The sequence below is a fragment of the Pseudomonas sp. TS_SC_3 genome, from assembly GCF_056156225.1.
On record NZ_CM149586.1, the window covers coordinates 3,320,231 to 3,340,850 of the forward strand.

The following is a 20,620-nucleotide window of genomic DNA, read 5'->3' on the forward strand; positions in this document are numbered from 1 at the left end:
TTTTACAGCAGAGTCAGTCGCCTTACAGGCCCGACATCTTCACGATGGCTTCACGCAACTCATCGTCGGTGCAATCGGCGCAGGTGCCTTTTGGTGGCATGGCATTGATGCCGGCGATTGCAGTTTTCAGGATGGCGTCAACGCCACCTTCTTTATCAGCGCGGGCTTTCCATGCTGGCGTATCACCGATCTTCGGTGCGCCTAAAATACCTGGGGTGTGGCAAGCGCCGCAGTGCTTGGCGATGATGTCATCAGCCGTACGCGCGCCGCCGCCAGCAGCAACGGCTACAGCGCCGACGCCCTTGCATTCTTCACCCATTACACAGACTTCACCAACCGGCTTCAGTCGCTCGGCAATGGCATCGTCGGTCGTGGCCTGAGCAGTCACTGCCCACAGGGCCAATACGGTAGCTGGTGCTACCAGGATCTTTTTAATCAGGTTCACAGTACACCCTCTTCGTGGCTAGTCACGCTCGCGGCCACGGTTTCGCGAGCAGTAGCAAGTATAACGGCAAGCCGCAGCCGCCGAAACAACTCAGATTGTCGCAGGGTTATTTAGAAGTTAGCCGGCGTGGTGGCACTGATCAGACGCGCCGCTTGCTCGAACGGGTTACGGAATCGATGCGGTTTGCTGCTCTCAAAGTAGTAGCTGTCGCCCGGTTCGAGAATAAACACCTCGCTGCCGACGGTCAGCTCCAACTTACCGGAAACCAGCATGCCAGCCTCTTCACCTTCGTGGGCATACATCTCATCGCCCGTGTCAGAACCCGCAGGGTAGGTTTCATCAAGGAAGGAAATGGCGCGGCTCGGATGCGCCTTACCCACCAGCTTCATGGTGATGGCACCGCTGCAGATGTCGGTGAGCTCGGCGGCGCGATAGACCACCTGAGCCTGACTGTCCTGCTCCACATCCAGGGAGAAGAACTCCACCAGCGACATGGGAATACCCGCCAACACTTTTTTCAACGAGCTGATCGAGGGGCTTACGCTGTTTTTCTCGATCATCGAGATCGTGCTGTTGGTGACGCCTGCCCGCTTGGCGAGTTCACGCTGGGAAAGGCCTTTGAGTTTACGAATGGATTGCAGTCGAATACCGACGTCCAATGCTGGAGTCCCCCTCGGGAAGATACGAAAATGTGGCCGTATCATGGCATAGCGTTCGGAATTTACAACACTCGCGTTCAAACCTATCTACAGCGCCGCACTCAACCGCCGTAATAGCGCAATGGAACCCGGCGCAGGTTGCAAAACAGCTGGTAAGGAATGCTACCTGCCTGCTGTGCGACATCGCTGGCCAGCACTTGCCGACCCCAGAGTTCGACGCGGCTGCCCAGGCCCGCGTGTGGCAGATCGGTCAGGTCGACGGTGAGCATGTCCATCGACACGCGGCCGATCAGACGAGTCAGCTGACCGTCCACCGCCACGGGCGTGCCGGTAGGTGCATGACGCGGGTAGCCATCGGCATAGCCCATGGCAACTACGCCAACGCGTGTAGGCCGCTCGCTGACAAAGCGTGCGCCATAGCCCACCGGCTCGCCGGCCGGCAGTTCGCGCACGCTGATGATTTTCGATTCCAGGGTCATCACCGGTTGCAGCCGCGCCGCCACGGCCTGCGCCTGTTCGAACGGGGTGGCGCCGTAGAGCATGATGCCGGGACGCACCCAGTCACTCGGAACGGTTGGCCAACCGAGTACGGCTGGCGAATTGCGCAGGCTGACCTCGGCGACAATACCCTGGCGCGCCTGCTGGAACACCGCCAACTGCTCATCGCTGCGCGGGCAATCCAGCTCGTCGGCACGGGCGAAGTGGCTCATCAGCACAATCTTCGCCACCTTGCCGCTGGCCAGCAGACGCTGATAGGCCGCCTGGTAATCGGCTGGGTGCAAACCCACGCGGTGCATGCCGCTGTCCATCTTCAGCCATACCGTCAGAGGGCCACGTACCGCGCTGCGCTCAATCGCTTCCAGCTGCCACAGCGAATGCACCACGCACCACAGTTCGTGCTGCTCGATCAGTGGCAATTCGTCGGCCTCGAAAAAGCCCTCCAGCAACAAAATCGGCCCACGAATACCGGCCTCGCGCAGCTGCAGCGCTTCCTCGATGCAGGCCACAGCAAAACCATCGGCCTGCGCCTGCAACGCCTGGGCACAACGCACCGCGCCATGGCCGTAGGCATCCGCCTTGATCACCGCCAGGGCGCGCGCGCCGCTGACTTCACGGGCCAGTTGGTAGTTGTGACGCAAGGCTTGCAGATCAATCAGAGCACGGGCAGGACGCATGATGTTCTCGGCTATCAGCAGTTTTCAGGCTATAAAAAAGCCCGGTGTGATAGCCGGGCAAACACGTATCGCAAACGGTACGGGCCGATTTACAAGGCGGCCACGACCATCATTTCCACCAGCACCTCAGGCTTGTACATCTTCGCCTCGACACAGGCCCGCGCCGGTGCAGCACCAGGCGCGACCCAGGCATCCCAGACCTGATTGAGGCCGGCATAGTCGCGATCCATGTCCTTCAGGTAGATGGTCACGGAGAGGATCTTCGATTTGTCGCTGCCGGCCTCGGCCAGCATACGGTCGGTGTTGGCCAGGGTTTCGCGGGTTTGCTGCACGATGTCGCCGCTGTAGTCGTCCGCCAGTTGCCCGGCCAGGTAGACCGTGCCGTTATGGATGACGATTTCGCTGTAACGACTTTCAGTGTGCAGGCGCTGTACTGACATGCTTATGACTCTCCTGGGAACGGCTGTAACGGGAAATATCCAGGCCTTCGGCGCTGATCTGCGGGCGCTTTTTCGCCATCAGATCGGCAAGCAGGCGACCAGAGCCGCAGGCCATGGTCCAGCCCAGTGTGCCGTGACCGGTGTTGAGGAACAAATTGCGCAAGCGGGTAGCACCGACAATCGGCGTACCGTCCGGTGTGGCCGGACGCAAGCCGGTCCAGAATTCGGCCTGGCGCAGATCGCCGCCTTGCGGGTAGAGGTCAGCGGTGATCATTTCCAGGGTTTCGCGGCGACGCGGGTTGAGGTTCAGGTCGAAGCCGGCGATTTCCGCCATGCCACCCACGCGGATGCGGTTGTCGAAACGGGTGATCGCCACCTTGTAGGTTTCATCGAGGATGGTCGAAGTCGGCGCCATCGCCACATTGGTGATTGGCACGGTCAGCGAGTAACCCTTGAGCGGGTACACCGGCGCCTTGATGCCCAGCGGCTTGAGCAGTTGCGGGCTGAAGCTGCCGAGCGCCAGCACATAGCGGTCGGCGGTTTCCAGCTTGCCGTCGATCCATACGCCATTGACCCGATCGCCCACGGCGTCGATGCGCTGAATGTCCTGACCAAAACGGAATTCCACCCCCAGCGCCTTGGCCATCTCGGCCAGCTTGGTGGTGAACAGTTGGCAATCGCCAGTCTGGTCGTTGGGCAGACGCAGCGCACCGGCCAGTTTGTCGGTGACAGCGGCCAGGGCCGGCTCAACGCGGGCGATGCCGGCGCGGTCGAGCACTTCATAGGGCACACCGGATTGCTGCAGCACGGCGATGTCTTTCGCCGCGTTGTCCAGTTGCGCCTGGGTACGGAACAGCTGGGTGGTGCCGAGGCTGCGGCCTTCATAGGCGATGCCGGTTTCCGCGCGCAGCTCGTCGAGGCAGTCGCGGCTGTACTCGGACAGGCGCACCATGCGCTCCTTGTTCACCGCGTAACGGCTGGCGGTGCAGTTGCGCAGCATCTGCGCCATCCACAGGTATTGGTCGATGTCGGCGGTGGCCTTGATCGCCAGCGGCGCGTGTTTTTGCAGCAACCACTTGATCGCTTTCAGCGGCACGCCCGGCGCCGCCCATGGCGAGGCGTAGCCAGGCGACACCTGGCCGGCGTTGGCGAAGCTGGTTTCCATGGCCGGGGCGTTCTGCCGGTCGACCACCACCACTTCAAAACCCTGACGCGCCAAGTAATACGCACTGGCTGTACCAATCACACCGCTACCGAGAACTAAAACCCGCATGCCGCTCTCCTCGCCGCGACCATGCGCGACGGATAATTCTTGAGATCACAATTGAGCGCAGTATAGGAAGAGATCAGCAGTGCTTTTCACTATATAAATAGCTATATTTGGCGACAATTCTGGGCAAAATCGCCTTCTACAGAGGGGTATCCACCGTGCGCACCCAACATCAGAGCCGCCGCGAACTGGACAAGATCGACCGCAATATCCTGCGCATCCTGCAGGAAGACGGGCGCATCAGCTTTACCGAACTGGGCGAGCGGGTTGGCCTGTCGACCACGCCCTGCACCGAGCGCGTACGCCGCCTGGAGCGCGAAGGGATCATCATGGGCTACCACGCCCGGCTCAACCCGCAGCAGCTCAAGGCCAGCCTGTTGGTGTTTGTCGAGATCAGCCTGGACTACAAGTCCGGCGATACCTTTGAGGAGTTCCGCCGCGCGGTTCTGAAGCTGCCGCACGTGCTCGAATGCCACCTGGTGTCCGGCGACTTCGACTACCTGGTGAAGGCGCGGATCAACGAGATGGCCAGCTACCGCAAGCTGCTCGGCGACATCCTGCTCAAGCTGCCGCATGTGCGTGAGTCGAAGAGTTATATCGTCATGGAAGAAGTGAAAGAGAGCCTGAGCCTGCCGATTGCCGACTAGCCGTCAGACAAGAACTTGGCGGGTAGTCGCAATCAGCTGATGCACCTGCTTGGTCACAGCCGGTTCGATCATCTGTTCCGGGCCCTGGCCGCGCGGGCAGGGCAAGCTTGGCGTAGTGCCGAACAGCCGGCAGATCAGCGGGCGCTGGTCATACACTGTGCACCCTTGCGGGCCTAGGTGTACGCAGTTGTACTCGGCCAGCGCGGCGTCGTGTTCGGCAGTGCTTTTCACTGGCAGGCGCGACATTTCCTCGGAGGAAGCCGTGACCGGGCCACAGCAATCGTGACAGCCCGGCACGCAGGCAAAACTGGGAATCTGCAAACGCAGCTGGTCGATCTTGCGACTGGTGCAACTCATGGGCATGGTCCTGGGGCAGTGGCCGGCATATTAACCGCTCACCGGCACACTTCGCGGCGCCCGGCTCGGTTAGTCGACGAAAAACCGCCTAATTACCGATTGCCTCTTGGCGTTAAGCAAAGCCCGCGCTTATGCTTCGTAAAATTTTCCAAACATAATAATCAGGATTCCACACATGAACGCCCGCGTTCACCAGCCCGCTCAGAGCAGCCCACACGCCAATTCCTATTACGCCGCCAGCGCCAATCGCCAGCTCGCCTACCCCGCTTTGGGCGGTGAGGTGCGCGCCGATGTATGCATCGTCGGTGGTGGTTTTTCCGGCCTGAATACCGCCATCGAACTGGCGCAAAAAGGCCTTTCGGTGGTGCTGCTGGAAGCGCACAAGATCGGCTGGGGCGCCAGCGGGCGCAACGGCGGCCAGCTGATCCGCGGCGTCGGCCATGGCGTGGAGCAGTTTGAAGCGGTGATTGGCGCGCAAGGCGTGCGCGAACTGAAACTAATGGGCCTGGAAGCGGTAGAAATCGTCCGCCAGCGTATCGAGCAGTTCAACATCGACTGCGACCTGACCTGGGGCTACTGCGACCTGGCCAACAAACCCAGCCACCTCGAAGGCTTCGCCGAAGACATGGCCGAGCTCAAGCAGCTGGGTTACCGCCATGAAATGCGCCTGCTGCAACCGGAGCAGATGCATGAAGTGGTCGGCTCCAACCGTTATGTCGGCGGCATGATCGACATGGGTTCCGGCCACCTGCACCCGCTCAATCTGGCCCTCGGCGAAGCCGCAGCAGCGCAGCGCCTGGGCGTGCAGCTGTGCGAGAATTCGGCAGTGACGCGCATCGACTATGGCAGTGAGGTCAAGGTGCACACTGCTCAGGGCGTGGTGCGCGCAACTACTCTGGTACTCGGCTGCAACGCTTACCTGAATGGCCTGAACAGCAACCTGGGCGGCAAAGTGCTGCCTGCCGGCAGCTATGTGATCGCCACAGAGCCGCTGTCCGAAGCCGAAGCGCGGGCGATCATTCCGCAGAACATGGCGCTGTGCGACCAGCGTGTGGCCTTGGACTATTACCGCCTGTCTGCCGACCGCCGCCTGCTGTTTGGCGGCGCCTGCCACTACTCAGGTCGCGACCCTGCAGACATTGCCGGTTATATGCGGCCGAAAATGCTGCAAGTCTTCCCGCACCTGAAAGACGTGAAGATCGACTATCAGTGGGGCGGCATGATCGGCATCGGTGCCAACCGCCTGCCGCAGATCGGCCGCCTCAAGGAACAACCCAACGTGTATTACGCCCAGGCCTACTCGGGCCACGGCGTCAATGCCACGCACCTGGCCGGCAAGCTGCTCGGCGAGGCCATCGCCGGCCAAGCCAGCAGCGGTTTTGACCTGTTCGCCAAGGTGCCGCACATGACCTTCCCCGGCGGCAAACACCTGCGCTCGCCGCTACTGGCGCTGGGCATGCTCTGGCATCGACTGAAAGAGCTGGTCTGAATACACGGGCCGTGGCGACACCCATCGCCACGGCCATTTCGACCATTTAGCGCGGCAACACCACCTCATCAAATGCACCACGCCGAAAGGCCAGCCAGACAAACCCGGCAGCCCCCATCGCCATCAACATGGGTAGAGCATGGCCACTGACCCACTGACTGGCGGCGCCGGTCGACAGCGGCCCAAGCAGGCAGCCCGCCCCCCAGAGCAGGGCGATATGTGAGTTGGCACGCACCAGCGCATCGTCGCGATAACGCTGGCCGACCAAAATCAACGACAGGGTATACAGGCCGCCCGCACTGGCGCCAAACAACACCAGCACCACCCAGATTAGCGGCGTGTGCAGCAAGGCTGGAATGCTCAGGCTCGACAGCAACAGCACCACTCCGCAGCAGCGGAACAGCGTTTGCCGTGGCACCCGGTCGGCCATCCAGCCAATCGGCAGTTGCAGCGCCGCATCGCCCACCACCACCGCACTGACCATGATCAACGCCATCTGCTGAGCAAACCCCTCACGCACCAGGTACACCGGCAGCAGGGTCAGCACCATGGCCTCAAACGCGGCAAACAGCATCACCGCCCAGGCAATCGCCGGCGAAGTACGGCAGAACGCCAGCACGCCACGCCCGGAGGCGCTCTGCGCATCAACTTTGGGCGCGCCATCACGACCCAGCAACAGCAGGCTACCGAAGATCAACAAGCCTGCCGAAAACCAGAAACCACGGTCGCTGTCAGTGCCCAGCACGGTCAACAGCAATGGCCCACACAGCTGACTGAGGGCAAACCCCGTGCCGTACAGGGCCACTAAGCGGCCGCGCAGGCGGTCTTCGACCAGCTGATTGATCCAGCTTTCACCGAGCACAAACACCACGGTCAGGGAGATGCCGATCAGCAGACGCAACAACAGCCACAGCGGGTAACTCGGCATCACGCTGAGTAGCGCCACCGAGGCGGCACTGGCCAGCAGACACAGGCGCAGGGTCTGCGGCGTGCCAAACCAGCCAGCCAGGTGCCCGGTCAGGCGCGCGCCGAGCAACACGCCAACGGCCGGCATGCCCGCCATCACGCCAATGGCAAAGGGGCCATACCCCCAGGATTCAAGGCGAAACGACACCAACGGCAGCGTCACGCCCAACGCAAGCCCGACAACGACCACCGCCGCGCTGACGGCGAAATAGGTCATCCAGTTCATTTTTCTTACTCCATTCCCTGGCTCGCTCGGCACCCGCTATACAGATGCAAAAAGGCCGGGCTCCATAGGGAACCCGGCCGCAGGTGTGGCCCTTTTCGAGCCGGCCCCAGAGGGCGGACCTTTATCGCAATACCACCTATCCTTGCCTTGACCGGATTCCGCCCCGGAAAAGATCTTCTGGGCTAAGGCGAGACAAGGCGCCCCGCAGCTTTTAAGCGCAGCGTACTGCAGTACGTGAGCATTAAAAGCGAGGACGCAACGCCGTATAGCCGACGACCAGAAGATCGTCCTGCGTACTTACAGCTTGATCCAGGTGGCTTTGATCTCGGTGTACTTGTCGAAGGCATGCAGCGACTTGTCGCGGCCGTTGCCGGACTGCTTGAAGCCACCAAACGGCGCGGTCATGTCGCCGCCGTCATATTGGTTGACCCACATGCTGCCCACGCGCAGGGCCTTGGCCGCCAGGTGCGCCTTGGACAAGTTGCTGGTCCAGATGGCTGCGGCCAGACCGTAGATGCTGTCGTTGGCGATCTGGATGGCTTCTTCGGTGCTGTCGAAGGCAATAACCGTCAACACCGGACCAAAGATTTCTTCCTGGGCGATGCGCATGGCGTTGTGTGCGTCATCGAAGATGGTCGGCTCGACATACTGGCCGCCGGTTTCTTCCAGGGTGCGCTTACCGCCGCAAAGCAGCTTGGCCTGATCCTTGTGGCCGGCGTCGATGTAGCCAAGCACGGCATTCAGGTGACCGGCATCGACCAACGCCCCGACCTTGCTGTCCGGGTCCAGGGCGTAGCCAGCCTTCCAGCCCTGCATGGCTTCTACCACCATGGGCATAAACTGATCCTTGATCGAGCGTTCCACCAGCAGACGCGAGCCGGCGGTGCACATCTCGCCCTGGTTGAAGCAGATGGCTGCCGCTGCCGCTTCTGCCGCCGCCTTTAGATCCGGCGCATCGGCGAAGACAATATTGGCGCTCTTGCCGCCGGCTTCCAGCCAGACGCGCTTCATGTTCGATTCGCCGGCATAAATCATCAGCTGCTTGGCGATTTTGGTCGAACCGGTGAACACCAAGGTGTCGACATCCATATGCAGCGCCAGCGCTTTACCGACCGTATGCCCGTAACCTGGCAGCACGTTGAGCACGCCCGCCGGGATGCCAGCATCCAGCGCCAACTGCGCCAAACGCAGCGCCGTCAGCGGCGATTTTTCCGACGGCTTGACGATCACCGAGTTACCCGTGGACAAGGCTGGGCCGAGCTTCCAACAGGTCATGATCATCGGGAAGTTCCACGGCACGATGGCGGCCACTACGCCGACCGGCTCACGGGTTACCAGACCCAATTCGTCGTGCGGGGTGGCGGCTACTTCGTCGTAAATCTTATCGACCGCCTCACCACTCCAGCGGATTGCACGCGAGGCACCCGGCACATCAACCCCCAGGGAATCGCTGATCGGCTTACCCATGTCGAGGGTTTCCAACAGCGCCAACTCTTCGGCGTGCTGATCCATCAGGTCGGCGAAACGAATCATGATGCGCTTACGTTGTGCCGGCGCCATACGCGACCAAACACCTGACTCAAAGGTGGCACGGGCATCCGCCACAGCCAGCTCGGCATCGGCCAGGTCACAGCTGGCCACCGGACCGAGCGAACGACCGTCAACCGGGCTGATGCACTCGAAAGTGGCCCCGGAAACAGCAGAGCGGTATTCACCATGAATAAAGGCACGGCCTTCGATCTTCAGGTTGTTGGCGCGCTGCTCCCAGTCGGCACGAGTCAGGCTAGTCATTCGTACATCCTCTATCGCTAGTAGAGCGCGGCAGGTTGGCCCCGCGCGCTGTCAATAATTCAGCAAGGCTTTAGGCAAGCCCGATCCTGCCGGCAACACTAAACCAGCGGCCCACACAGTTCCAATATTTTTTACAGATGAGCACTAAACCGCCTTGTTATGTGCGCTTTATTAAACATAGACTGCCGAAAGTACCGCCTCAACCAACAACAAGCCTGGGCATAAACAGGCGCTCAACCCCTATCGGACAGGTTTATGAACATCGAAAAAATCGTCGACTTCGCCACCGCCACTACCGCCCCCGAGCACTACCGCCCAGCCGCGGAAAAAATCCTCAAGGGCGACCCTGAGCAAAGCGTGCGCAACCACTACGGCAGCCCGTGCGGTCAATTCAATACGGGGATCTGGGAAGGCGATATAGGCCAGTGGACCATCAACTACACCGAACACGAGTACTGCGAGATTCTGCAGGGCGTTTCAGTGCTGCGCGACAAAGACGGCAACGCCAAAACCCTGCGCGCGGGCGACCGCTTCGTCATTCCGGCCGGCTTTTCCGGCACCTGGGAAGTGCTGGAGCCTTGCCGCAAGGTCTATGTGATCTTCGAGCAAGCCAGCAACTGATCACTACTCATGCATCACCCTTAGCCCGCCTTGCGCGGGTTTTTTATCGCCTGCCATCCGCGGTTACCCTGCGGGCCACTGCTACGCACCGTTAAAAATAGCCCTCGGCCATTTTCTATCGCCGGCGCTGAGTGGAGCCAAATTACAGGCAAGAAAAAGCCCGCTGTAAAAGCGGGCTTTTTCGGCAAGGAGCCAGATCAATTACTTGATCTTGCCTTCCTTGTAGATCACGTGCTTACGCACAACCGGATCGAATTTTTTAATTTCGATTTTGTCCGGAGTGGTGCGCTTGTTTTTGTCGGTAGTGTAGAAGTGACCAGTACCGGCACTCGAGATCAAACGGATCAATTCACGCATGACTTTCCCCTTAAACCTTTTCGCCGCGAGCACGCAGCTCGGACAGAACGACGTCAATACCACGCTTGTCAATGCAACGCATGCCTTTGGCAGAAACGCGCAGACGCACGAAACGGTTCTCAGACTCGACCCAGAAGCGGTGATGCTGCAGGTTCGGCAGGAAACGACGACGGGTTTTGTTGTTTGCGTGGGAAATGTTATTCCCAGTTACCGGACCCTTACCGGTAACTTGACAGACTCTCGACATGCCTCAGCCCTCTAAATCCACATGCCCAACCCGGCATGGGTTGGCCGCTAATATTCAATCTTGGCGCTTAACGCCGCGTATCTCGAGGGTCTTACCGGCCGTACCTGAAAGCGCAAGAACCGGGCCCCTACAAAAGAGCGCTGCTTTATACCAGAAAGCCTAAAGCGCAACAAGATTTAACGCACTTTACCGAACAAAGGCCAACAGCGGATTCACGCCCGCAAGCCCCTCGCCGTCAGCGAAAAACCCCGCTCGACCGCTCGTCGCCAAGATGGATTGCCCTGCCGCCAGCTAATGCCCTAGGGTAAGCCCTTCGCTCACGCGCCACACATACCCTCCCCAGGAGTTTGCCATGCGCCTTGCCGCCCTACCGCTGCTGCTCGTCCCACTAATGGCCACCGCGTTGGCCCAGGCCAGTACGCTCAGCGTGTGCACTGAAGCCAGCCCGGACGGCTTCGACGTGGTGCAGTACAACTCGCTGACCACCACCAACGCGTCAGCCGACGTGCTGATGAACCGCCTGGTGGATTTCGATGCCAGCAGCGGTACGCTGCAACCCAGCCTGGCGAAGACCTGGGAGGTCAGTGCGGATGGCCTGAGCTACAGCTTCACCCTGCGCACGGATGTGAGTTTTCACCAAACCGGCTATTTCAGCCCCAGCCGCCTGCTGAATGCTGATGACGCGCTATTCAGCTTTCAGCGCATGCTCGATCCGGTGCACCCGTGGCACAAGGTCGCCCCCAGTGGTTACCCACACGCCCAGTCGATGCAGCTGCCGAGCCTGATCAAAAGTATCGACAAAACCGGCGAACAAAGCCTGCGCTTTAACCTCAACCGTCCGGATGCGACCTTTCTCGCCACCCTGAGCATGGGCTTCGCCTCTATTTATTCCGCCGAGTACGCCGAGCAATTGCTGGCAGCCGGTACGCCGGAAGCGCTCAACAGTCAGCCAATCGGCACGGGCCCGTTCGTCTTCAAGCGTTTCCAGAAAGACGCCAGCGTGCGCTACAGCGCCAACCCGAGCTATTTCGGCGGCAAGCCTGCAGTGGACAACCTGATATTCGCCATCACCCCCGACGCCAACGTGCGCTTGCAGAAGCTGCGCCGTGGCGAATGCCACATCGCCCTGTCGCCGAAACCGCAGGACGTGCAGGCCATCAGCGGCGATAGCAATCTGCAGACCGCGCATACCGCTGCCTTTATGACCGCCTTCGTCGGCATCAACAGCCAGCACCCGCCGCTGGATCAGCCCGTCGTGCGCCAGGCGATCAACCTGGCTTTCGACAAGGCCAGCTACCTGAAAGCGGTATTCGAAAACAGCGCCGAGGCTGCTAACGGCCCCTACCCACCCAACACCTGGAGCTATGCCAGCGAACTGCCCGGCTACCCTTACGATCCGCAGAAAGCCCGCGACTTACTCAAGTCGGCTGGCCTGACCGATGGTTTCAGCACCACCATCTGGACACGCCCCACCGGCAGCGTGCTTAACCCCAACCCGAGTCTGGGCGCGCAATTGCTGCAGGCGGACCTCGCCAAGGTCGGCATCAAAGCGGAAATCCGCGTGATCGAATGGGGCGAGCTGATTCGCCGCGCCAAAGCCGGCGAGCATGACCTGCTGTTTATGGGCTGGGCCGGCGACAATGGCGATCCGGACAACTTCCTCACCCCGCAATTTGCCTGCGCCTCACTCGAGTCCGGGCTGAACTTCGCCCGCTATTGCGACCCGCAACTGGACAAACTGATCGCCGACGGCAAACGCACCAGCGACCAGGCGCAGCGCAGCCAAATCTACAAAGAAGCGCAGCAGATCATTCAGCAGCAGGCGCTGTGGCTACCGTTAGCCCACCCAACGGCCTACGCGTTGACGCGTAAGCAAGTCGAGGGTTATCAGGTCAGCCCGTTCGGTCGCCAGGACTTTTCCAAAGTGCGACTGGCACCTTAGAGCCATCCGTACTCGGCCATCGACAGCGGCTCACCGTCGCCGACGATAAAGTGGTCGAGTACACGCACATCCACCAGCTCCAGCGCCTCTTTCAGGCGACGGGTGAGCACCCGATCCGCCTGACTGGGCTCGGCCACGCCGGACGGATGGTTGTGGGTCAGAATCAGCGCCGCCGCGTTGTGTGCAAGCGCGCGTTTAACCACCTGCCTGGGATAAACGCTGGCGCTGTCGATGGAGCCGTGGAACAACGCCTCGAACGCCAGCACACGGTGCTTGGCATCGAGAAACAGGCAACCAAAGACTTCATGCGGCTCATGGCGTAACAGCGCTTTCAAGTAATCGCGCACCGCCTGCGGGCTTTCCAGTGCCGAGTCGCGGCGCAATTGCTCGGCCAGATGGCGCCGGGCCATTTCCAGCACCGCCTGCAGCTGAGCGAACTTCGCCGGCCCCAGGCCCAAACGCTGGCTAAACGAGGGCAAATCCGCCTGCAATAACGCCCGCAAGCCGCCGAAGTCAGCCAGCAGATGGCGCGCCAGGTCGACGGCGCTTTGCCCGGCCACGCCAGTACGCAGAAAAATGGCCAGTAATTCGGCATCGGTAAGGGCACTCGCCCCCTGAGCCAGAAGCTTTTCCCGCGGGCGCTCTGCCGCAGGCCAATCACGAATACTCATCACACCTCCTTGTGTTTATCAGGCGCGGCAAACCGCCTCACCTGTGTGCCGCAAAGCCAAGCCTGGCAAGCACTTGGCAGCGCTACGCGGTTGCAGGCTCTGTGCTATCGTAGCCCAACTTTTGCGCGGCGCCTGGCCTGGGGAGGTGTCGGCGTCGCGGTGTATATCCATCTTTATAAAAGGCAGGCCTATGCAGCGGCTGTATCGGAAACGCATCATTGTTGGCGTGGGCGGCGGTATTGCCGCGTATAAAAGTGCCGAGCTGATTCGCCGACTCAAGGATCAAGACGCTGACGTACGCGTGGTCATGACCAAGGGCGGCCGTGAGTTCATTACCCCGCTGACCCTGCAAGCACTCTCCGGGCACCCGGTACACCTTGACCTGCTCGACCCCGAAGCCGAAGCCGCCATGGGCCATATCGAGCTCGCGCGCTGGGCCGACTTGGTGTTGATCGCGCCGGCCACCGCCGACCTGATGGCGCGCCTGGCCCAAGGCGTAGCGGATGACCTGCTGACCACCTTGGTACTCGCGACTGACGCACCTGTCGCCCTAGCCCCGGCCATGAACCAGGCCATGTGGCGCGACCCGGCCACCCAAGCCAACGCCGCATTACTGACCGCGCGCGGCCTGCACCTGTTCGGCCCGGCTGCCGGCAGCCAGGCCTGCGGTGACATTGGCCTGGGCCGCATGCTCGAAGCGGAACAATTAGTGCAATGCGCCGCCGACTGCTTCCAGCACCAGGCGCTGACCGGCAAACACGTGCTGATTACCGCAGGACCCACACAAGAAAACATCGACCCCGTGCGTTACATCACCAACCACAGCTCCGGCAAGATGGGCTTTGCCCTCGCCGAAGCAGCCGCCGAAGCCGGCGCCAAGGTCACCCTGATCAGCGGCCCCGTTCACTTGCCCACGCCCGAGCGCGTCACCCGCATCAACGTCACCAGCGCCCGTGACATGCTCGCCGCCTGCGAGGCTGAGATGCCCTGCGACCTGCTGATTGCGGCCGCAGCGGTGGCCGACTACCGCCCAGAAGTGGTCGCCCAGCACAAATTAAAGAAAGACCCCACCAGCGGTGATGGCCTACTCCTGCAAATGGTGCGTAACCCGGATATTCTCGCCACCCTGGCAGGACGCAGCGACCGCCCGTTCAGCGTCGGCTTTGCTGCCGAAACCGAGAATTTGCTGGAGTACGCCTCGCGCAAGCTGCGCGACAAGAACCTCGACCTGATCGTCGCCAATGATGTGGCCAACCCCAGCATCGGCTTCAACAGCGAAGAAAACGCCATCACCATCATCGACCGTGAGCTTCAGCAAAGCAGCTTCGCCCAAACCAGCAAAAGCAAGATCGCCCGCCAACTGGTGAGCTTTATTGCCGAGCGCATGGCCCGTAGCTGACGCCCCACACCCCGATTACAGAGCCCGATATGCACGCCTTACAAGCCAAGATTCTCGACCCCCGCCTAGGCAGCGAATTTCCTCTGCCGCACTACGCCACCCCAGGCTCCGCCGGCCTCGATCTGCGCGCCATGCTCAAACAGGAGCTGGTGCTCGAACCCGGGCAAACCGTGCTGATCCCCACCGGCCTGTCGATCTACATCGGCGATCCCGGCCTCGCCGCGATGATCCTGCCGCGCTCGGGGCTGGGTCACAAACACGGCATTGTGCTCGGCAATCTGGTTGGGCTTATCGACTCGGACTACCAGGGCGAACTGATGGTGTCCTGCTGGAATCGCGGGCAAAGCGCCTTCACCATCAGTGTCGGTGAGCGCATTGCCCAACTGATTCTGGTACCCGTGGTGCAGGCACACTTCGAGCTGGTCGAACAGTTCGACGAAAGCCAGCGTGGCGCAGGCGGCTTCGGCCACTCCGGTAGCAATTGATTGTCTTAATCTAGTTTCAGGATGAACTGCCGAGGAGACGCTGCATGAAACTCTTCAACCGCACCGCCAAGGAGGCTGACGCGCTGACGCCCAGCGCCCAGCTTATTAGCGCACCCGAGGCGCCAAAAGCGGCAGAGAACAACCTCAGCACCCTGCTACCGGGCGTGTTGGCTGCGCTCATCGGTATCATCCTGGCGGGCGCGCTGCTCTGGTTTGGCCCGCTCAATAGCGCCTACCAGCAACAGCTGCAACAACTCAGCCAGGCCTGGGGCGGCGGCCAGGCGACTGTATTGCAAAAAGCCCTGCAACAACTGAGCGCTGATACCGAAGCGGCTGCGCGCAACCCGCAGCTGCTGCAGGCCTTACAAAGTCAGGACCTTAACCAAATTCGCAGTGCCGAGCGCAACCTCACCTATTGGCATGCCGTGGTCGACGCTCATCTCAACGCCCGCAACCAGGCCGTGCAGGACATGAGCCGCAGCGCACCGATGAACTTTGCGGCATTGGACATGCTGCGCCGCGCCGAAAACGGCCAAATGCCTGCGCCAGAGGCTTACAAAGTAGGCCGCCGCTGGCTGGTCTACAGCGTCGCGCCGCTGCGCCTGGATGAAGGCGAACCCATGCACGGCACGCTGCTGCTGGTCGTTGACCTTGAGCGCCTGCTGGCCAGCCTGCCGGCCATGCCCACCGAAATCGGCCAGATTCAGCTGATTCAGCAGTTCAACAACACCGCCGCCCAAGTGCTGGCACAGCACGGCCAGGCCGAAGGTACTGCACAAGCGTTCAGTACCGGCAACCCCAACTGGACACTTAGTTTTACCCCGGGCGCGGCACTGACCACACCGGTGTTCTCACCGTTACTGCTGGCCATTGCCGGCTTACTGGCACTGGTTGGCGCCGTTATTGGCCTTTACCTGATGCAAAACAAGCTGCACCGCCAGTTGCGCGCCGACGTCCTGCAGCTCAGCCAAATGCTCAAGGAACTGTCCGCCGGTAAGGCCGTCAAAGCCTTTAGCCTAAGTTTGCCTGCCCTGGACACCCTCGCGCAGAGCCTGGCCCGCCTTCCTCGCCGCGCCAGCGAGCAGGCAAACCCGGCAGCGGCGAGCTCAGGTGCGACGACTCAGGAACGCGCAGCCATGCAAATGCCTGCCAGCGCGATGGTCGATCCTCTATTCCAAGACACGGATATCCTCGACATCGACATTCTCGACGAAGACCAAGACCTGCTCGGCCTTAATGAGCCCACGCCCGCCCCAGTGCAAACGCAAGCGCCCAAGCTGCCGGCAGATATCTTCCGTGCTTACGATATCCGGGGTGTAATCGGGCGTACCCTGAATGCCGAAACGGCCTACTGGATTGGCCGCGCCATTGGCTCGCAAACGATTGCCCAGGGCGAGCCAAACATCGCTGTTGGCCGCGACGGGCGCCTGTCCGGCCCGGAGTTGGTCCAGCAACTGATCCAAGGCCTGCTCGATTGCGGCTGTCACGTCAGCGATGTCGGCATGGTGCCGACCCCCGTGGTGTATTACGCCGGGCACATCCTCACCGGTAAATCGGCAGTGATGCTCACCGGCAGCCACAACCCGGCGGACTACAACGGCTTCAAAATCGTTATCGCCGGTGACACCCTGGCCAACGAACAGATCCAGGCGCTGAAAACGCGCATCGATAACAATGACCTGATCAGCGGCGTTGGCACGGTTGAGCAAGTCGATGTGCTGGAGCGCTACTTCAAACACATCCGCGATGACATCGCCATGGCCAAGCCCATGCGCGTGGTGGTCGACTGCGGTAATGGTGTGGCCGGGGTAATCGCCCCGCAATTGATCGAGGCGTTGGGCTGTACGGTGATACCACTGTACTGCGAAGTCGACGGCAATTTCCCCAATCACCACCCCGATCCCGGCAAGCCGGAAAACCTGGCGGACCTGATTGCCAAGGTAAAAAGCGAGAAAGCCGATATCGGCTTGGCCTTCGACGGTGACGGCGATCGCGTCGGCGTGGTGACCAATACCGGCGCCATCGTCTATCCGGACCGTTTACTGATGCTGTTCGCCAAGGATGTGGTGTCACGCAACCCCGGTGCCGACATCATCTTCGACGTCAAATGCACCCGCCGCCTGACCCCGCTGATCAGCGGCTACGGCGGTCGCCCGGTGATGTGGAAAACCGGCCATTCGCTGATCAAGAAAAAGATGAAAGAGACCGGCGCCCTGCTGGCCGGCGAAATGAGCGGGCATATCTTCTTCAAAGAGCGTTGGTTCGGCTTCGACGATGGCCTCTATGCCGCCGCGCGCCTGCTGGAAATCCTCAGCCAGGATCGCCGTGACGCCGACCACGTGTTCAACGCCTTCCCCAACGATGTCTCCACCCCGGAAATCAATATCCAGGTCACCGAGCAGAGTAAGTTCAGCATCATCGAACGCCTTCAGCGCGATGGTGTGTGGGGCGAAGGCAATATCACCAACCTCGATGGCGTGCGCGTCGACTACCCCAAAGGCTGGGGCTTGGTACGTGCCTCCAACACCACACCGGTGCTGGTGCTGCGCTTCGAGGCCGAAACCGAAGAGGAACTCGAACGAATCAAGGAAGTGTTCCGCGCCCAGCTTTATAGCGCGGTGCCGGATCTCGACCTGCCGTTCTGATTGATTAGCACATTTTCTACTGGAGCCCTGCATGACCCTCGAACGTGATGCCGCCACTAACGTTGCCAAAGTACTGTCCGAAGCGCTGCCGTATATTCGGCGCTTTGTCGGCAAGACCCTGGTGATCAAATACGGCGGTAACGCCATGGAAAGCGAAGAGCTCAAGCAGGGCTTCGCCCGCGACATCGTGCTGATGAAAGCGGTGGGCATCAACCCCGTAGTGGTGCATGGCGGCGGCCCGCAGATCGGTGATCTGCTCAAGCGCCTTTCAATCGAGAGCCATTTCGTTGATGGCATGCGCGTCACCGATACCGCGACCATGGACGTGGTGGAAATGGTGCTCGGCGGCCAAGTTAACAAAAGCATCGTCAACCTGATCAACCAGAACGGCGGCAGCGCCATCGGCCTGACCGGCAAAGACGCCGAACTGATCCGCGCGAAAAAACTCAAGGTCAGCCGCCAAACGCCGGAGATGACCCAGCCGGAGATCATCGACATCGGCCATGTTGGCGAAGTCACCGGGATCAACACGGACCTGCTCAACATGCTGGTTAAGGGTGACTTTATTCCGGTCATCGCACCCATTGGGGTTGGCCCGGAAGGTGAGTCTTATAACATTAATGCCGACCTGGTGGCGGGCAAGGTGGCCGAAGCGCTAAAAGCTGAAAAGCTCATGCTACTGACCAACATCGCCGGTTTGATGGACAAGCAGGGAGAAGTCCTTACCGGCTTGACCACCGAGCAGGTCGATGAGCTGATTGCCGATGGCACCATCTACGGCGGCATGCTGCCGAAGATCCGCTGCGCCCTGGAAGCCGTGCAGGGCGGCGTAACCAGCGCGCACATCATTGACGGCCGCGTGCCGAATGCCGTGCTGCTGGAAATTTTCACCGACAGCGGTGTGGGTACCCTGATCTGCAACCGCAAGCGCCACTGACATCCGATAGAACCGCGAATCAGCCGGGTAATCCTGGCTGATTCAGCCGCCTGATCGCCTGCTGTAACCCTTGCGACCTGCTGCCTCAACACCGAAGCTCAGTGGCTCCACGCTACCAGCCGTAGGTGTAACGCATGCCAACCGCACTCTCCCGCGAAGCCTTCAGCTTTTTCCACACGCTGCGCGTGCGCTGGGCCGAAGTGGATCCGCAGAGCATCGTGTTCAACGGCCACTACCTGACCTATGCCGATGTCGCCATCACCGAGTACTTTCGTGCGCTGGGCATTCGCTATCCGGATGACCTGAGCCGCGACGGCGGCGACTTCTTTGCGATCAAGACCGTACTGGAATACTTGGCACCTGCACGCTTCGATGATCAGTTGCAGATCGGCATTCGCGTCGCCCGCCTGGGTCGCTCAAGCTTGAGTTTTGCCATGGGCATCTGGCGAGAAGAGCAGGCGCTCACTGCTGGCGAAGTGATTTATGTGCACGCTCACAGCACAACGCACAGCAGCAGCCCGCTGCCGACGTGGTTGAGGGAGAAAATTTTGGCCTTTGAGCGCTCCGCACCGCAGCAATGAGCTACCGGTTGCGGCCCATCAGCTCCTTGAGCCGATCACGGTCAGCGTTAAAACCGCTGTCCGCTTCTTTGCGCAGGGCTTGATAGCGCAGGATCTCGCCTTTGAGGCGCTCTTGCTCAATTTTCTGGTTATCGATCTGCACCAGCAGGTTTGCTGGCACTGGACGCCCTGCACGCTCATGATCAGCCGCTTGGCTTTGCAGATTGGCCTGCTGCGTGCGCACTGACTGCAAGTTGCCGCGCGCCACACCAATCAAGCCATCTAGCTCGGCCAGCTTGCGCTGGCGCGCGCGCTCAACATCTTCCGGGGTGCTGTAAAAGCGCAGCAACTGCGCGTCAGAACTGGCCCGCGCTTTCTCTGCGAGGAGGCGCTTCATTTCTTCAGCACTCGGGGCCGGCGGAATAACCCTGATCACCCGCCCCTGGTCATTTAGCACCTCGTAACCCTTGCTGATGTGCTCCGGCGGCACGCCCTGACGACTGAGCACCGTGGTGCCCTTGTCATCGACATAGCGATATAACTCGGTTGCACCTGCCACAACCGGCAACAGTAGGCCAAGCAACAGCGAACAGCGGGTCACGGCAGATTTACGCACAATGCAGCACCTTATCAGCAGGTTAGATTCCGTACTCGGCGCGATAGGCTTGTACCGCAGGAAGATACTGCTTGAGTTCAGCATCCTCCGCCAGATATTCCAGCACCTGTTCAAGCGACACAATGCTCACCACCGGCATGCCGTAGTCGCGCTCGACCTCCTGAATCGCCGACAGCTCGCCTTTGCCACGTTCCTGGCGGTTCAGTGCGATCAGCACACCGGCGGCTTGCGCGCCCTGAGCCTGAATGATCTGCATCACCTCACGAATCGCCGTGCCGGCCGTGATCACGTCATCGATGATCAACACGCGACCGGCCAGCGGAGCACCGACCAAGGTGCCGCCTTCGCCGTGATCCTTGGCCTCCTTGCGGTTAAAGCACCAGGGCATATCCCGCTGGTGATGCTCGGCCAGTGCCACTGCGGTGGTGGCGGCCAACGGAATACCTTTATAAGCCGGGCCGAACAGCACATCGAAGTCGATACCGCTATCTACCACGGCGGCGGCATAAAAACGTCCGAGCTGCGCCAAGGCCAAACCGCTGTCAAACAGCCCGGCATTGAAGAAATATGGACTGATGCGCCCGGACTTGAGGGTGAACTGACCAAAGCGCAGAACCCCACGCTCGATGGCAAAACGGATGAAATCACGTTGATACGCTTGCATGAAAAAGCCCC

Annotated in this window: 22 protein-coding genes; 9 read left to right on the top strand and 13 right to left on the bottom strand. The window is 60.7% G+C overall.

Features of this window, described 5'->3' with window-relative positions:
- Positions 1–22: 22 nt before the first annotated feature.
- The 5 genes from AC0J6G_RS15620 to dadA all read right to left on the bottom strand — a co-directional run bounded on the left by AC0J6G_RS15620 (position 23) and on the right by dadA (position 3,992).
- Positions 23–445 (bottom strand): c-type cytochrome, encoded by a 423-nt coding sequence (locus tag AC0J6G_RS15620; protein ID WP_475249226.1) that lies wholly within the window; start codon positions 443–445, stop codon positions 23–25.
- A 110-nt stretch (positions 446–555) separates the two neighbouring features.
- A complete protein-coding gene (locus AC0J6G_RS15625; protein WP_475249228.1) occupies positions 556–1,104 on the bottom strand; it encodes a cupin domain-containing protein in 549 nt (182 codons plus the stop codon).
- A gap of 101 nt (positions 1,105–1,205) precedes the next feature.
- The gene (gene alr, locus AC0J6G_RS15630; RefSeq protein WP_475249230.1) at positions 1,206–2,279 is read right to left on the bottom strand and encodes an alanine racemase; all 1,074 of its coding nucleotides are present in this window, start codon (positions 2,277–2,279) and stop codon (positions 1,206–1,208) included.
- An 89-nt stretch (positions 2,280–2,368) separates the two neighbouring features.
- The gene (locus AC0J6G_RS15635; RefSeq protein WP_475249232.1) at positions 2,369–2,719 is read right to left on the bottom strand and encodes a RidA family protein; all 351 of its coding nucleotides are present in this window, start codon (positions 2,717–2,719) and stop codon (positions 2,369–2,371) included.
- Positions 2,694–3,992, bottom strand: a complete 1,299-nt coding sequence (gene dadA / locus AC0J6G_RS15640; RefSeq protein ID WP_475249234.1) for a D-amino acid dehydrogenase — start codon at positions 3,990–3,992, stop codon at positions 2,694–2,696. The genes AC0J6G_RS15635 and dadA overlap by 26 nt, the downstream gene beginning before the upstream one ends.
- A 155-nt stretch (positions 3,993–4,147) precedes the next feature.
- Between dadA and dadR the strand changes: the two genes are divergently transcribed.
- A complete protein-coding gene (dadR, locus tag AC0J6G_RS15645) occupies positions 4,148–4,636 on the top strand; it encodes a transcriptional regulator DadR (protein ID WP_090250512.1) in 489 nt (162 codons plus the stop codon).
- 3 nt (positions 4,637–4,639) lie between these two features.
- Here the strand turns inward: dadR and AC0J6G_RS15650 are convergent, their stop codons facing one another.
- Positions 4,640–4,993, bottom strand: a complete 354-nt coding sequence (locus tag AC0J6G_RS15650; RefSeq protein ID WP_475249236.1) for a YkgJ family cysteine cluster protein — start codon at positions 4,991–4,993, stop codon at positions 4,640–4,642.
- A gap of 175 nt (positions 4,994–5,168) precedes the next feature.
- Here AC0J6G_RS15650 and AC0J6G_RS15655 point away from each other — a divergent pair, with 175 nt between their 5' ends.
- Positions 5,169–6,482 (top strand): NAD(P)/FAD-dependent oxidoreductase, encoded by a 1,314-nt coding sequence (locus AC0J6G_RS15655; protein ID WP_475249238.1) that lies wholly within the window; start codon positions 5,169–5,171, stop codon positions 6,480–6,482.
- A gap of 46 nt (positions 6,483–6,528) precedes the next feature.
- On the opposite strand, the gene AC0J6G_RS15660 is transcribed toward AC0J6G_RS15655, so the two are convergent.
- Positions 6,529–7,674 carry an MFS transporter gene (locus tag AC0J6G_RS15660; RefSeq protein WP_475249240.1) on the bottom strand — a complete coding sequence of 382 codons (1,146 nt, stop codon included), beginning with the start codon at positions 7,672–7,674 and terminating at the stop codon, positions 6,529–6,531.
- A gap of 297 nt (positions 7,675–7,971) precedes the next feature.
- Positions 7,972–9,465, bottom strand: coding sequence for an aldehyde dehydrogenase (locus tag AC0J6G_RS15665; RefSeq protein ID WP_475249242.1), 1,494 nt, complete (start codon positions 9,463–9,465; stop codon positions 7,972–7,974).
- Positions 9,466–9,720: 255 nt separating this feature from the next.
- Between AC0J6G_RS15665 and AC0J6G_RS15670 the strand changes: the two genes are divergently transcribed.
- Positions 9,721–10,086 (top strand): cupin domain-containing protein, encoded by a 366-nt coding sequence (locus AC0J6G_RS15670; RefSeq protein WP_475249244.1) that lies wholly within the window; start codon positions 9,721–9,723, stop codon positions 10,084–10,086.
- 201 nt (positions 10,087–10,287) lie between these two features.
- Here the strand turns inward: AC0J6G_RS15670 and rpmG are convergent, their stop codons facing one another.
- Positions 10,288–10,443 carry a 50S ribosomal protein L33 gene (gene rpmG / locus AC0J6G_RS15675; protein WP_007894709.1) on the bottom strand — a complete coding sequence of 52 codons (156 nt, stop codon included), beginning with the start codon at positions 10,441–10,443 and terminating at the stop codon, positions 10,288–10,290.
- Positions 10,444–10,453: 10 nt separating this feature from the next.
- Positions 10,454–10,690 (bottom strand): 50S ribosomal protein L28, encoded by a 237-nt coding sequence (rpmB, locus tag AC0J6G_RS15680; protein WP_090240685.1) that lies wholly within the window; start codon positions 10,688–10,690, stop codon positions 10,454–10,456.
- Between the two features lie 352 nt (positions 10,691–11,042).
- On the opposite strand from rpmB, the gene AC0J6G_RS15685 reads away from it, so the two are divergent.
- On the top strand, positions 11,043–12,632 hold the full coding sequence (locus AC0J6G_RS15685) for an ABC transporter substrate-binding protein (protein WP_475249246.1): 1,590 nt from the start codon (positions 11,043–11,045) through the stop codon (positions 12,630–12,632).
- Here AC0J6G_RS15685 and radC read toward each other — a convergent pair.
- Positions 12,629–13,303 carry a RadC family protein gene (gene radC, locus AC0J6G_RS15690; RefSeq protein ID WP_475249248.1) on the bottom strand — a complete coding sequence of 225 codons (675 nt, stop codon included), beginning with the start codon at positions 13,301–13,303 and terminating at the stop codon, positions 12,629–12,631. The genes AC0J6G_RS15685 and radC overlap by 4 nt on opposite strands.
- A gap of 190 nt (positions 13,304–13,493) precedes the next feature.
- Between radC and coaBC the strand changes: the two genes are divergently transcribed.
- The 5 genes from coaBC to AC0J6G_RS15715 all read left to right on the top strand — a co-directional run bounded on the left by coaBC (position 13,494) and on the right by AC0J6G_RS15715 (position 19,350).
- Positions 13,494–14,702, top strand: a complete 1,209-nt coding sequence (gene coaBC / locus AC0J6G_RS15695) for a bifunctional phosphopantothenoylcysteine decarboxylase/phosphopantothenate--cysteine ligase CoaBC (RefSeq protein WP_475249250.1) — start codon at positions 13,494–13,496, stop codon at positions 14,700–14,702.
- Positions 14,703–14,731: 29 nt separating this feature from the next.
- Positions 14,732–15,187 carry a dUTP diphosphatase gene (dut, locus tag AC0J6G_RS15700; RefSeq protein WP_475249252.1) on the top strand — a complete coding sequence of 152 codons (456 nt, stop codon included), beginning with the start codon at positions 14,732–14,734 and terminating at the stop codon, positions 15,185–15,187.
- Between the two features lie 1,256 nt (positions 15,188–16,443).
- Positions 16,444–17,832, top strand: coding sequence for a phosphomannomutase/phosphoglucomutase (gene algC / locus AC0J6G_RS15705; RefSeq protein ID WP_475253787.1), 1,389 nt, complete (start codon positions 16,444–16,446; stop codon positions 17,830–17,832).
- Positions 17,833–17,863: 31 nt separating this feature from the next.
- Positions 17,864–18,769, top strand: coding sequence for an acetylglutamate kinase (gene argB, locus AC0J6G_RS15710; protein ID WP_475249254.1), 906 nt, complete (start codon positions 17,864–17,866; stop codon positions 18,767–18,769).
- A 134-nt stretch (positions 18,770–18,903) separates the two neighbouring features.
- Entirely contained in the window at positions 18,904–19,350 is a 447-nt protein-coding gene (locus AC0J6G_RS15715; protein WP_475249256.1) for an acyl-CoA thioesterase, read from the top strand.
- Between the two features lies 1 nt (position 19,351).
- On the opposite strand, the gene AC0J6G_RS15720 is transcribed toward AC0J6G_RS15715, so the two are convergent.
- Together AC0J6G_RS15720 and pyrE are read right to left on the bottom strand one after the other, a co-directional pair.
- A complete protein-coding gene (locus tag AC0J6G_RS15720) occupies positions 19,352–19,945 on the bottom strand; it encodes a DUF4124 domain-containing protein (RefSeq protein WP_475249258.1) in 594 nt (197 codons plus the stop codon).
- 22 nt (positions 19,946–19,967) lie between these two features.
- Positions 19,968–20,609: an orotate phosphoribosyltransferase gene (gene pyrE / locus AC0J6G_RS15725; RefSeq protein ID WP_167143793.1), complete on the bottom strand. Its 642-nt coding sequence runs from the start codon at positions 20,607–20,609 to the stop codon at positions 19,968–19,970.
- Between the last annotated feature and the right edge of the window lie 11 nt (positions 20,610–20,620).